Source organism: Thalassospira profundimaris WP0211 (assembly GCF_000300275.1).
Classification (GTDB): Bacteria; Pseudomonadota; Alphaproteobacteria; order Rhodospirillales; family Thalassospiraceae; genus Thalassospira; species Thalassospira profundimaris.
The window spans coordinates 1-11,378 of the sequence record NZ_AMRN01000016.1 but is presented as its reverse complement, the minus strand read 5'-3'; the positions used below and the strand labels follow the sequence as shown (position 1 = coordinate 11,378).

Genomic DNA, 11,378 nt, shown 5'->3' with positions numbered 1-11,378 from the left:
AAACGGTGTAACGCCGCGAAAAGTCGCCAAAATCAAACCCTTCGGGCCGGGACAGCCTTCCGCCCCACTGCGTCAGGATCCTTGACCGTAGCCCCGCTACGCTTTGCGGATCTTTCCTAGTGCGACAGAAGACTGTCTACGGCAAAATGGTGCAGATTAAACGCGACGTGCTCTAGCCCGGTCTTAGTAGCCCCACACCTTTGCACGGTGCATCAGACCGGTTGCCTCGAATTCCTTGCCGTAACGTGCGGCTTTCTTAACCAGGTCAAGGTAGCTTGCAGCAATCCGGCCAGCGAGGTCGTTCTGGCCAGCGATTTCATCAACTGCGGCCTTGGAATGTTCGGCCAGCGCCATGATGACTTCATCGGGGAACTGACGCACCTCAACACCCTTGTCGATCAGCGGCTGATAGGACTGGATGTTGTTAAAGGTGAAGTCCGCAAGGGTATTTTCAGCAATCGCCTGTGCGGCAAAGCGAATGATCGCCTGCAGATCCGGTGTCAGCGCGTTAAACTTGTCCTTGCCCACAAAGATCTCAAGACCCGGGCCAGGTTCGTGGAAGGCCGGGGTGTAGTAGTATTTGGCAACCTGATACAGACCAAACGCCATATCGTTCCACGGGCCAACCCATTCGGCCGCGTCAATCGCACCCGACTGCATCGCCGGCAGGATTTCACCCGGCGGGATCATGGTGGCGTTGGCACCGGCACGGCGCATGGCTTCGCCGCCAAGACCGGCATAGCGCATTTTAAGGCCCTGCAGGTCATCAAGCGAGTTGATTTCCTTGTTGAACCAGCCACCGGCCTGCATGCCAGAGTTACCGGCATAGAACGGCACAACATTGAATTCTTCGTAGGCTTCTTCCCAAAGCTTCTGACCATCGCCAAAGCGGATCCAGCTTGAAAGCTCCCACGCGGTCAGACCGAACGGAATGGTCGAGAAGAAGTTAAGGGCCGGGTTTTTGCCCTGCCAGTAATACGGGGTCCCATGCGCCATTTCGGCGACACCCTGCTCGACCGCATCCATGCATTCGAACGGCGGCACCAGTTCACCGGCACCATAGATGGTGATGTTCAGGCGACCAGCTGACATCTCCTTGACCATGGCGGCGAACTTTTCGGCATTGGTGCCAAGTCCGGGGGTTCCTTTTGGCCATGGCATTACCATGCGCCAATTCAGCGTTTCCTGTGCGGATACAACAGCCGGTGCTGCAACCGAGGCAGCAACCGCACCCGCACCCAGTCCGGCCCCTTTTAGAAACTGACGACGTTTCATTCCGATCCCCTTAAATTCTTGTGTTTTGGTGGTTTTTTGCGCAACCACCAACTTGCGGAGGGGAATTTTGTCGAAAACGACTGTCCTTTTCCACTATTTTTGCCGAAATCAGGAAATATTTTTTCTTGCCGCTACGGAATGCTGGCCTTCAGTCCGCCAACAGTGTCTTACGACCCAAGGTAGCGATTGTAATCGGCGACGAACTGTTCAACCGTGCCCGCCCCAAGCGGCGTGTTGTAATATTGCTTCCAATAGGCGGCCAGCCCGTTGATGTCGTTGGGATCGGTCGGCATCGCGGCCGGTGCCCGGTAGTAGCGAATACGACAAAGCGCTGTGGCATAGGCCAGATTGGTCGCCAGTTGTGCGTCCTTGTCGGGCGTGCCATCTGCTTGTGCTGGCTGCGGGGCAAGAAACCCGTCCACCTTGGCTTTCAGGTCCGCCCGGTAATCAAGATAGTTTTCATAACAATCATGCAAGGTTGCCGGTTCCATCTGGAAAATTCCCAGTGCCGGACCACCGCCGACCTGTTCAATATAATCGCCCAAATGACTTTCATGGGCGGCTGTGCCCATGATGAGGTTTTCCGCGACATCTGATGCAGGCAATCCAAGGGCCGCCAGAACCGGTTTGACGACAAGGGTGCGAAGCTGCGTGGCATTGATTGGCATAGGAGCCTCCATTCGACCAATGGTATAAGGACCCCTATGACGCAGCAGATCGGGAAATGAGAAATCTTTTCTGTTTTTTCTCTTTATCCGCGCAATTTAACACATGGAAACAGTATTTTAATTACATAAAATTGCAACGCACTAACCTTTTGGATAGTTAAACTAGACCATTCAGGTCCAACCTAAAGAAACAGCATCTTTTAAGCGTTCACATTGCTTGTTGTTTCTCGGGGGATCAAACGTGGTACATCCTGAACTTAAAAGCCGTCTCGACTTTATCGGACTGGACGAACCAAAGATCAAACAGCTCAAACGTGCATGGCCAGTGATTGAAAAAAACCTGCCGGGCATGCTTGATCAGTTTTACCATAAGGTGATGAATAACGCGGCTCTGGCAAAAATTGTCGGTGATCCGTCAAACATTGATCGCCTGAAGAATGCCCAGGCCAAACACTGGGCCAAACTTTTTGACGGCGCATTCGATCAATCCTTTTACGACGACGTGCGCCGCATCGGTAAGGCCCACGAACGGATTGGACTGACGCCCGAAGCATATGTTTCGGCCTATAACTTCATGCTTGGCGAAATCACCGCCGTCCTGTGCAAAAACTTCAGTCGTGATTCACAACTGCCGTTGATGATCATCGGCTCGACCAATGCGTTGCTGATCGATGTCGAAATGGCGATTACGGTCTATTACGAAGAAACGCAAAAGACCTATGCCGACAAACTTCAGCAAATGTCCGACGAGTTTGAAAAAACCATCGGAACGGTCGTTTCCGCCGTTTCAAGCTCGGCCGAAGATATGTCGCAGGCATCTGAAACCCTGTTGGCGAGCATGCAGGAAACCCAGGGCGAAGTTGAAAAGGCGCGCGGTGCTGCTGAACTGTCTGCCGATAATGCCACCACCGTTGCCGGTGCGGCGGAAGAACTTGATAGCTCCATTCGCGAGATCTCAAGCCAGGTTTCGCGGGCCTCGACAATTTCCAACGAAGTGGAAGTGTCTGTACAACAAACATCAGACACGATCGAAACCCTCAATGCCGCCGCCGAGCAAATCGGCACTGTCGTTGACCTGATTGACAAGATCGCAAGCCAAACCAACCTTCTGGCCCTGAACGCCACGATCGAGGCAGCGCGTGCCGGCGAAGCGGGCAAAGGCTTTGCCGTGGTCGCAAGCGAGGTCAAAAACCTTGCCAATCAGACCGCCAAGGCCACCGGCGATATCACAGCACAAATCAACAATGTGCAGCAAAGCACGGTTGCCGCGGTGAATGCCATTCACGGGGTCGCCGGCCAGATCAGCAACATCGTTGATTCCGTTACCGCCATCTCAGCAGCCGTCGAACAACAGGCCGCCGCCACCACTGAAATCAGTGGCAATATCAATGCGGTGTCTTCGGCCAATCGCGATGTGAACGGCAGCCTGGAAACGGTCAATGGCACCGCACAACGCACCAGCACGGTGGCGCAAAACGTTTCGGACGTCTCGCGCATGCTTAAACAGAATTCCGAAAAACTGCGGTCCGATGTTGATGCCTTTATCACGAAGCTGACGTCATAACGCCCAACACTGCTTTCACCCCCGAGGCCGCGCTGCTTAAGCCCGTTGCTAGCGGTCGCGTGCCTCGGACGGTGTGATGCCAAAGACGCGCTTGAAGGCGGTTGCGAAATTGGCCGGGCTTTTATAGCCCGCCGCCCAGGCGGCCTGCGCAATCGTCAGGCCGTCCTTTTCCATGGCATCGCGGGCCGCGACAAGGCGGCTTTCACGGATGAAATCCTTTACCGTCATGCCATAGGCATCCTTGAAGATGCGCTGCATGCTGGTGACACTGATCCCGATGGCGGCTGCAATGGTCGGAAGGGTTTGCTGTTCCGGGTCACTGGCCAGAATGAAATCACGGATTTCCTGTGCACGATGATGCCGATCCAGCGCATCCGGGCCTGAATTTTTGCCAAGCGTTGCCATTTGGTCCGTACCGTTCTGAATGGCGGAGAGTGCCTCGGCAAAAATCTCCAACCCGCGGCTTTCTTCATACAGCTCGCGCATAAGCGGATCCGTTGCATGCGGATAGATCAACTGATCAGCAAGTGCGAGTACGCGGCGTGACGGCCGCCAGCTGCGCACAGAAATACCGGCATTGAAAAAATCGGCGATTTCGCGATAGCGGGCCGGTGACTTGCCAAGCTGGCGCAAGACCCAGTCAAACTGTGCCGAAATCATCACCTTGCTGATTTCGCTGCCTTTGTGGATATAACGGCGCACTTTTGAAGGATGCGGCACTGCCCAGATAAAGCCGACCGGGTGATCCCGCGCATCAAGGTCAACCGGCACGCCGTCAAATTCGGCCTGCAACCGTCCCTTCAGCATAATGGCAACCTTTACCGCTGCACCGACATGATAGTCGGCGATGGCATTCTTCATCTCCATCGTGTCAGACGTGTGAATATCAAGAAACGACTGCGTATCACTAAATGACATGCGCCCGCTCATCAACGCGCCGCGACTTGCCAAGGCGTTGCCGAGTTCACCTGTTTCCTTGATAAGGGTGCCGCGTTTTTCCAGATGGCTCCTGGTAATAGAGTCACGCCGCGTTATCTGCCGGTGTGCTGTTACCCCCACAAACCTCTCCTGCATCATTTTGAAGTCACAAAGCATCTTTGAACATGCAATCGGCGCCGAACGGCCTTTGCAAAGACATGCTGACGATTTCGCAAACATGTCCGGCGATTTGGCAAACATCATTCCTGTTGCATCCCCGCCTGCGAAAATAATATTCACAATCATTCGCATTTGCAATTATATTTCTCAGGAAATGAACATGCCACAGTCACCCTCGCCAACCTCATCGCCCCGGATCAGCGCCCTTTTGCGCACGACCGTTCTTGCCGGTTTTTCGCTTGCGGTTTTGCCATCAATCACCTTTGCCCAAGAGACCAACAATGATGAAACCGTGACCAAGCCCCTCGAAGTCACGGCATCGGCCAAATCGGCACAGGGCCTTCCGGGTGGCGTTTCGATTGGCGAGGAAGAACTGGATCGCAAAAACCCGCAAACCATGAAGGATGTCTTTTCATCGGACGCGTCGGTCGAAGTCGGCGGCCCGACCGCCATCGTTCAGAAGGTCTATGTGCAGGGTATCGAAAATACCAAGCTTAACGTTCAGGTTGATGGCGCCCGTCAGGTAGATTCAAGCTTCCACCATATCGGAACAGCGATCATTGATCCGGCGATGCTGAAATCGGTTAATGTTGAATCCGGTGTCGCCCCGGCGGATGCCGGGCCACATGCCTTGGGCGGATCGATGTCTTATGAAACCCGAGATGCCCGGGACGTCCTTGAAGCCGGTGACACGTTCGGTGGCTGGGGCAAGTTGCAGTATAATTCAAACACCAAGGGCTTTGCCGAATGGCTGACCGTTGCCGGACAGTCAGCCGGGTTTGAAGCGCTGGCGTATCTGAAAAACAGCAATCAGGGCAATTACAAGGACGGCGACGGTGATGAGGCGATTGGCACCGCCGATGGCAGCGAAAGCGGACTGGGCAAGTTTGCCTTTACCGGCAATGACGGAGGCCGTTTCGAAGCGTTTGCCAGCCATCTTGAAGATGAAGGTGTCCGCCCGTCCCGCCCGAACTATGCGGTTCTGGCCAACGGCGCAGCGCCACAATGGCTGTCCTATCGCGATACGTCGGTTGGGGTGAGCTATGTCGATGAAATGCCGTCTGGCCAGTTCGATCCGGAATTCAGTCTGGCTTATAGCCGTACGGTTCTGAACATTCCGGCCCTTCAGGGTGGTGCGAACTTCTATCACGTCAAATCCGATATCCAGTCCATCAACGGCAAGGCCGCCAACAATTTTGAAGTCGATAATGGTGTCATCACCGCCGGGATTGATTTCTATCGCGATGAGGCAACCGGATATCACAATCGATCCCCGCGCAACGGTAGCTATTCAGAAACCTCGACCGATATTGGCGCATTCTCGCAAGCCCGCCTGTCCCTGACCGATCAGTGGCGTGTGTCGTTCGGCGGCCGTGCCGATCAGCAATGGTTCGAAGGCCTGACTGGTGAAGACTTTTCCGAATTCGGACTAAGCGGCAATGCCAACACAGAATATGACCTGACCGAACAGCTGATGGTCTATGGTGGTGCCGGGACCACCTTTGGTGGCCTACCGCTTGGTGAATCGGCAATTTATGAATTCAGTGGCAACTGGAATTATGACGGCTTTGCCCCTTCGCGGTCCTATAACGCAAAGGTCGGTTCGCGCCTTGCGCTTGATGACTGGACGCTGGATGGAAACCTTTTCTACAACCTGATCGATGAATCCCACGATCTGTCCAGTGCGACCCGTAACTCGACCGTCGATCTCGATACCCGTGGTGTCAATCTGTCTGCCATGTATTCCTATGGTCCGGGGTTTGCGCGCCTGACCTACTCACACACCAACGTTAAAACCGACGGCGGCGTCCCGCTGAGCACCGAGGCCTCCTATCAGGGCGTCATCATGGGTGACATGTTCAACTTCGATGCCGGTCACAGCTTTGATAGCTATGGGCTGCGCGTTGGCGGCAATGCGGAATTCGCGCTTTCCGATGACAGCCCCGAAGAACGCGGCAACGAAAAACTCGATAGCTACTTCGTTGCCAATCTCTATGCCGAGTGGGTCCCCGGAGTGTTGAACGATGCAGTTACCCTGCGTGTGGATGCGCTGAATATCCTTGATCGCGATTACATCGACCGCGCAACAACCGGTTATGACAGCACGCGTATCAGCGAACCGTTCCACGAACCCGGACGCACTTTCCTGATCTCGGCGAAGGTCGATTTCTAGGACGTGAAGAAACACACATCAAACCGAAATGGGCGGCACATCAGGTGCTGCCCGTTTTGGCGTTTGAAATGCACGACAAGACAAACCTTCAGGATAACCTGACATGAAAATTCGCAATCTTCTTCCCCTTGCTGCGGCAACACTGATCTGGGGTGCAAACGCGTCCGCTGGTGAAACGGTCACACTGACTGATATTGCCGGACGTGAAGTCACCGTCGAGGTGCCGGTCAAACACATGATCCTTGGCGAAGGGCGTTTTCTGCCGTCGATCGGCATTCTTGATCCGGAAAATCCGGTGCGCTGGATTGCCGGAATGATGGGCGACTTCAAATCGCTTGATCCGGCATCCTTTGCGCAATATCGCGAAAAATTCCCCGAAATTGATGATATTCCGCTGGTTGGTCGTCAGAACGAAGAAACGTTTTCTGTTGAAAAGGCCGTGACAGTCGAACCCGACGTGGCAATTTTTGGCATGTCGGGCGGCCATGGGCCCGGTTCCACCAGCCACGAAGTTCTGTCTGTCATGGGTGCGGCAGACATCCCGGTGGTGATGATCGATTTTCGGGCCAAGCCGTTTGAAAACACGCCCAAAAGCATCCGTCTTCTCGGCAAGCTGATGGGCAAGGAAGAACAGGCAGAAGCCTTTGTGAAATTCTATGAGGAGAACCTTCGAAAGGTGACCTCCCGCACCGCAAATATAAGCGAAAAGCCCAGTGCATTCCTCGAAAGCCGTGTCGGCCTTGCCGAGAACTGCTGCGAAGCCATGGGCAACGAGATGATCGGCAAGTTCGTTACCCTCGCCGGTGGCGAAAACATCTTTGCCGATACCATCCCCGGCGTGATCAGCCAGATATCGGTCGAACAGGTAATCTTCACCGATCCGGACGTCTATATCACCACGGCCATCGGATCGTCCGGGCTGGATGCGGAAACAAATGCACGGCGTATTGTCCTTGGTGCAAACACAAATGCCGATCAGGCACGTGCGTCCTTGGCACGCAGTATGGAACGGACCGGCCTGCCACTTTTGAGTGCTGTTAAAAACAGGAAGGTCTATTCCGTCTGGCATCACATTTATAACAACCCGATCAATGTGTTTGCCCTGCAGGCGATGGCAAAGTGGTTGCATCCCGACATCTATGCCGACCTTGATCCGAACACCGAACTGGCAACATTTTTCGAGCACTTTCAGGCGGTTGATCTGAACGGTGTCTACTGGATCGGCCTTGACGACGCGCCGTCGCCATAAACCGACCCACTCCCGCAAACACAAACAGAGAGATCGCCAGATGTTTACCACAAAGGGATCGGTCAAAACCGATAAGGCCGCCAAGTATCTTGTCCAGCTGTGCAAACATTTCGCCCACAAGGTCGAAGTCGATCTGGGCGAAACCACCGGCAATGTGGCGTTTCCCATGGGGCCGTGCGTCATTACCGCCCATGAGGATCGCCTGACCTTTGACGGGCAGTCACACAAGTCCGAGGGTATCGAGAGCATGAAGGGTGTGATTATCGTCCATCTTGACAAATTTGCCTGGCGCGAAGCACCACTTGATTATCACTGGGAGGACGGCGAAACGCCAGACGCCTAAACGCGCCCTACGCAAACAAAAACGCCAGCCTTCATGGGCTGGCGTTTGTCATTCTAGTGAAGTTGATAAGCGACTGGTACGGTCCAGACGACTTGTTGTTCGGTCATCTCGTCGGGGAATGGCGGGAATTTCCGCACCCGTTCGATCAGGCGTTCGGTTTCGCGATCAAGGATGCTCGATCCGCTTGAACTGACCATGCTGGCTTCCAGCACCGTGCCATCGCGCGCAATGACAAGGCGAATACGGTTTTCGCCCTCGATACGCCGGCGCATGGCGCGTTCGGGATATTCGCGGTAGCGCGCCAGTGTTTGCAAAACGGATGCTTGATAATCCACCATCTTGGCCTGGCTTGCTGCACCACCACCGCTGCCAGCCGATGAACTGGCCGCCTGACTTTGGGTGGTTTCACCCGTCGTGCCCTCTGACTTGACCGAGTTGGTCAGCCCGGATGGCTGTGGCGTTGGCTGGGCGGCTTTTTCGACCGGCTCTGGCGCCTTGGTCGGTTGCGGGGCCTCTGCCTGCTCCACGGGTGGTTTGGGCTTCATGCGCACCGGCAGGACCTCTGCCAGTTGCTGTTCGACAACCGGCTCGGGCACAGGTTCAGGTTCGGCAACTTGTTCGATGACCGGTTCTGGTTCCGGGATGGGTTCTGGCTTTTGCTCGACAACTTCCGGCTCTGGTTCCGGCAGAACTTCCGGTTCAGGCTCTGGTTCCGTCTCGACCACTTCCTCGGGGATAGGTTCAGGCTGGGCTTCCTGTTCCGGATCCGGTTCGACGATTTCTTCGGGCACTTCGGCGGCCATGCTGTCGACCGCGTCGGCACTTTGGGTGTCTGTCTCGGCCTCGCCGGTTTCGGCCTGCCCGGCACCCAGCGAAATGCTGATACTTTGGACAGCCCCGGCCCCACCCCAACCGGATGGCTGCGGGTCGGGCATGGCAAGCACGATCCCGCCAGTCAGGACAAGACCGGTCAGCCCGGTCGCAATCAAAAGATCAACGCGTTTGGACATGCTACTCCTGACCCGGCTGCATGGCCGTCATCAATTGAACCTTTTCGATGCCAAGTTCCTGAAGGCGCGCCAAAAGGGTCACAACCTTGGCGCCTTCGACTTCGCGGTCGGCCCGGATTTCAACCGGACGGCCGATATAGTCGGCTGGCAGCATCGACGACAGGCGGTCAAGCCCACCCGTCAGATCATCAATCCCGATTTCGCCATTGCTGCCAAACCACAGGACAATGGTGTCCTCCGGCTGGCCTTCGGCGGTTTGGCTGGCGGGCGGATCAACTTCAAAGGGACCGAGTTTTTGCAGGCTTCCGGCGATCATGAAAAAGATCAAAAGCAGGAAGACGATGTTGATCAAAGGCAACATCGGTTCCTGAACCGGTCCGTCTTCGGCAATCTGGATGCGGCGTTTCATTCAATGAACTCCACATCCGTGACACCACCGCGACCCAGCGTATCCATCACTTCAACCAGTCGCTGCAGATTGGCACCGTTGATCGGCCGCAGGCGTACCGGTGATCCGTCATGATCACGCAAAAGCGTCGGGGCAAGATTGGACAGCGCAATCGCATTGCCATTGATCGACAGGCCACCATTCACATCGACCTCGACCGTGACCGGTCGGGTATCGCTTTGGCTGGTGGCGCGACCATCGGTGATGCTGACCGACATCTCAAAGCCCTTCCAGTCAAGGAAGCTTGAAGCCAGCATGAAGAAGATCAGCAGGATAAAGACAACATCAATCAGCGGGGTCAGACCGATCATCGGTGTAGAACCGCTGTTGCGTTCGCGCAGCTGCATGGGGCGACTTTCGGAAACGGGTTTTATTCGGCGGCGTGGCGCAGTTCGGAAATGTTCGATGCGCGGGTAAGCGTCTTGCGGGCCAGTTCACCGCGATTGATCACCAGCGTGCAAACATCTTCCATCGTGGCGGCAGCACGGCCAATCACGCCCTGCATCCACATATGAAACGCGGTTGCCGGGATCGCGACCACAAGACCGATTGCGGTTGTCAGAAGTGCCAGCCAGATACCGCCAGACAGCACAGAGGGATCGATACGGCTGCCTGCCCCTTCCATGCGCTGGAAGGCCTCGATCATGCCCATCACGGTGCCCAGAAGGCCCAAGAGCGGGCTTAGCACGGCAATGGCCGACATGATCCGCAGACCACCATTGAGACCGTCAATTTCCTTGCGCGCACGCGAAGCAATCAGATCCGATGCTGCTTCACGTTCCTCAGACGAACTTATCGGAAGCATCATGCCCGACAGGGCAATACGCGCGGCCGGATGGCGACGGCGGGCCAGAATTTCGGCCGCCTGCTGCTCGTCACCCGATGACAGGTGACGTTCGACATCCTTTACAAAGCCGTCGGCAAAAACACCACGGCGCAGGAACCCGACCAGCTTATAGAAGAACACCATAAGCCCGATCAGCGCCATCACGGCCAGCACCCAGCCAACCACGCCAGCCCGGTCGACCTGCTCAATCACCGGAAGGCCAACAAAGCCATCCAGCATGCCGGTCGACTGGGTCGTTGCCGTCGCATCAATGGCAAGCCCGGTATTCGGGTCCACCATGACAGAACCGTCCGCATTAAGGTTTCCGGTCGCAGAGTCAGCCCCCACCGGGACGAGTGCGCCATCGGAAGAAAGCGGCGTTTGCGCATCCGAAGATGCGGCTGATGAATTCACAGGGTCAGACATGTAACTTTCCCGATCACAAAATTGATCACCACCAGACGTCCTGCTCTGGTGCGTTTGAAACTGATTTGCATTCTTTACAGGAAATAGAATTGCGATGCAATCGCAACCAACAGGCCAAAATACATTTTCATGCTGATCCCCTGCACCGAGCAGGTCATTCAGGGCGGGACAGGCTTTGCGTGATCGATCGAAAATTGCGATGGGAAATATGATGGCAGAAGCCGGATATGCAAAACCCCCGGAACTTCTGGGTTCCGGGGGTTTTGAATTGGTGAGCCCGACAGGATTCGAACCTGTG

At 55.4% G+C, this 11,378-nt stretch carries 11 protein-coding genes; 4 read left to right on the top strand and 7 right to left on the bottom strand.

What is annotated here, in order from left to right; all coding sequences use genetic code 11:
* Positions 1 to 183 precede the first annotated feature (183 nt).
* Positions 184 to 1,275 carry a TRAP transporter substrate-binding protein gene (locus tag TH2_RS20190; RefSeq protein ID WP_008892312.1) on the bottom strand — a complete coding sequence of 364 codons (1,092 nt, stop codon included), beginning with the start codon at positions 1,273 to 1,275 and terminating at the stop codon, positions 184 to 186.
* A gap of 167 nt (positions 1,276 to 1,442) precedes the next feature.
* Complete coding sequence (locus TH2_RS20185) at positions 1,443 to 1,943, bottom strand: hypothetical protein (RefSeq protein WP_008892311.1); 501 nt, start codon at positions 1,941 to 1,943, stop codon at positions 1,443 to 1,445.
* A gap of 241 nt (positions 1,944 to 2,184) precedes the next feature.
* Between TH2_RS20185 and TH2_RS20180 the strand changes: the two genes are divergently transcribed.
* Complete coding sequence (locus TH2_RS20180) at positions 2,185 to 3,507, top strand: globin-coupled sensor protein (RefSeq protein WP_008892310.1); 1,323 nt, start codon at positions 2,185 to 2,187, stop codon at positions 3,505 to 3,507.
* 48 nt (positions 3,508 to 3,555) lie between these two features.
* Here the strand turns inward: TH2_RS20180 and TH2_RS20175 are convergent, their stop codons facing one another.
* Positions 3,556 to 4,425: a helix-turn-helix transcriptional regulator gene (locus TH2_RS20175; RefSeq protein WP_238538740.1), complete on the bottom strand. Its 870-nt coding sequence runs from the start codon at positions 4,423 to 4,425 to the stop codon at positions 3,556 to 3,558.
* Between the two features lie 340 nt (positions 4,426 to 4,765).
* Between TH2_RS20175 and TH2_RS20170 the strand changes: the two genes are divergently transcribed.
* The 3 genes from TH2_RS20170 to TH2_RS20160 all read left to right on the top strand — a co-directional run bounded on the left by TH2_RS20170 (position 4,766) and on the right by TH2_RS20160 (position 8,370).
* Positions 4,766 to 6,778 carry a TonB-dependent receptor domain-containing protein gene (locus tag TH2_RS20170; RefSeq protein WP_008892308.1) on the top strand — a complete coding sequence of 671 codons (2,013 nt, stop codon included), beginning with the start codon at positions 4,766 to 4,768 and terminating at the stop codon, positions 6,776 to 6,778.
* A gap of 103 nt (positions 6,779 to 6,881) precedes the next feature.
* Positions 6,882 to 8,027, top strand: a complete 1,146-nt coding sequence (locus TH2_RS20165) for an ABC transporter substrate-binding protein (RefSeq protein ID WP_008892307.1) — start codon at positions 6,882 to 6,884, stop codon at positions 8,025 to 8,027.
* A gap of 40 nt (positions 8,028 to 8,067) precedes the next feature.
* Positions 8,068 to 8,370 (top strand): DUF2218 domain-containing protein, encoded by a 303-nt coding sequence (locus TH2_RS20160; protein WP_008892306.1) that lies wholly within the window; start codon positions 8,068 to 8,070, stop codon positions 8,368 to 8,370.
* Positions 8,371 to 8,423: 53 nt separating this feature from the next.
* Here TH2_RS20160 and TH2_RS20155 read toward each other — a convergent pair whose 3' ends face one another.
* Genes TH2_RS20155 through TH2_RS20140 form a run of 4 tightly spaced genes read right to left on the bottom strand, consistent with a single transcriptional unit; the run spans position 8,424 to position 11,080 of the window.
* Positions 8,424 to 9,380 (bottom strand): energy transducer TonB, encoded by a 957-nt coding sequence (locus TH2_RS20155; protein WP_008892305.1) that lies wholly within the window; start codon positions 9,378 to 9,380, stop codon positions 8,424 to 8,426.
* 1 nt (position 9,381) lies between these two features.
* Positions 9,382 to 9,789, bottom strand: coding sequence for an ExbD/TolR family protein (locus TH2_RS20150; RefSeq protein ID WP_008892304.1), 408 nt, complete (start codon positions 9,787 to 9,789; stop codon positions 9,382 to 9,384).
* Positions 9,786 to 10,175 (bottom strand): ExbD/TolR family protein, encoded by a 390-nt coding sequence (locus TH2_RS20145; RefSeq protein ID WP_008892303.1) that lies wholly within the window; start codon positions 10,173 to 10,175, stop codon positions 9,786 to 9,788. The genes TH2_RS20150 and TH2_RS20145 overlap by 4 nt, the downstream gene beginning before the upstream one ends.
* A 23-nt stretch (positions 10,176 to 10,198) precedes the next feature.
* The gene (locus tag TH2_RS20140; RefSeq protein ID WP_008892302.1) at positions 10,199 to 11,080 is read right to left on the bottom strand and encodes a MotA/TolQ/ExbB proton channel family protein; all 882 of its coding nucleotides are present in this window, start codon (positions 11,078 to 11,080) and stop codon (positions 10,199 to 10,201) included.
* Positions 11,081 to 11,378: the final 298 nt, after the last annotated feature.

What these genes read in the sequence shown, in the direction of transcription:
- TH2_RS20175 (WP_238538740.1), bottom strand. Translation starts at nt 4,425, where the DNA reads ATGTCATTTAGTGATACGCAGTCGTTTCTTGATATTCACACGTCTGAC.
- TH2_RS20155 (WP_008892305.1), bottom strand. Translation starts at nt 9,380, where the DNA reads ATGTCCAAACGCGTTGATCTTTTGATTGCGACCGGGCTGACCGGTCTT.
- TH2_RS20170 (WP_008892308.1), top strand. Translation starts at nt 4,766, where the DNA reads ATGCCACAGTCACCCTCGCCAACCTCATCGCCCCGGATCAGCGCCCTT.
- TH2_RS20160 (WP_008892306.1), top strand. Translation starts at nt 8,068, where the DNA reads ATGTTTACCACAAAGGGATCGGTCAAAACCGATAAGGCCGCCAAGTAT.
- TH2_RS20140 (WP_008892302.1), bottom strand. Translation starts at nt 11,080, where the DNA reads ATGTCTGACCCTGTGAATTCATCAGCCGCATCTTCGGATGCGCAAACG.
- TH2_RS20165 (WP_008892307.1), top strand. Translation starts at nt 6,882, where the DNA reads ATGAAAATTCGCAATCTTCTTCCCCTTGCTGCGGCAACACTGATCTGG.
- TH2_RS20190 (WP_008892312.1), bottom strand. Translation starts at nt 1,275, where the DNA reads ATGAAACGTCGTCAGTTTCTAAAAGGGGCCGGACTGGGTGCGGGTGCG.
- TH2_RS20185 (WP_008892311.1), bottom strand. Translation starts at nt 1,943, where the DNA reads ATGCCAATCAATGCCACGCAGCTTCGCACCCTTGTCGTCAAACCGGTT.
- TH2_RS20145 (WP_008892303.1), bottom strand. Translation starts at nt 10,175, where the DNA reads ATGCAGCTGCGCGAACGCAACAGCGGTTCTACACCGATGATCGGTCTG.
- TH2_RS20150 (WP_008892304.1), bottom strand. Translation starts at nt 9,789, where the DNA reads ATGAAACGCCGCATCCAGATTGCCGAAGACGGACCGGTTCAGGAACCG.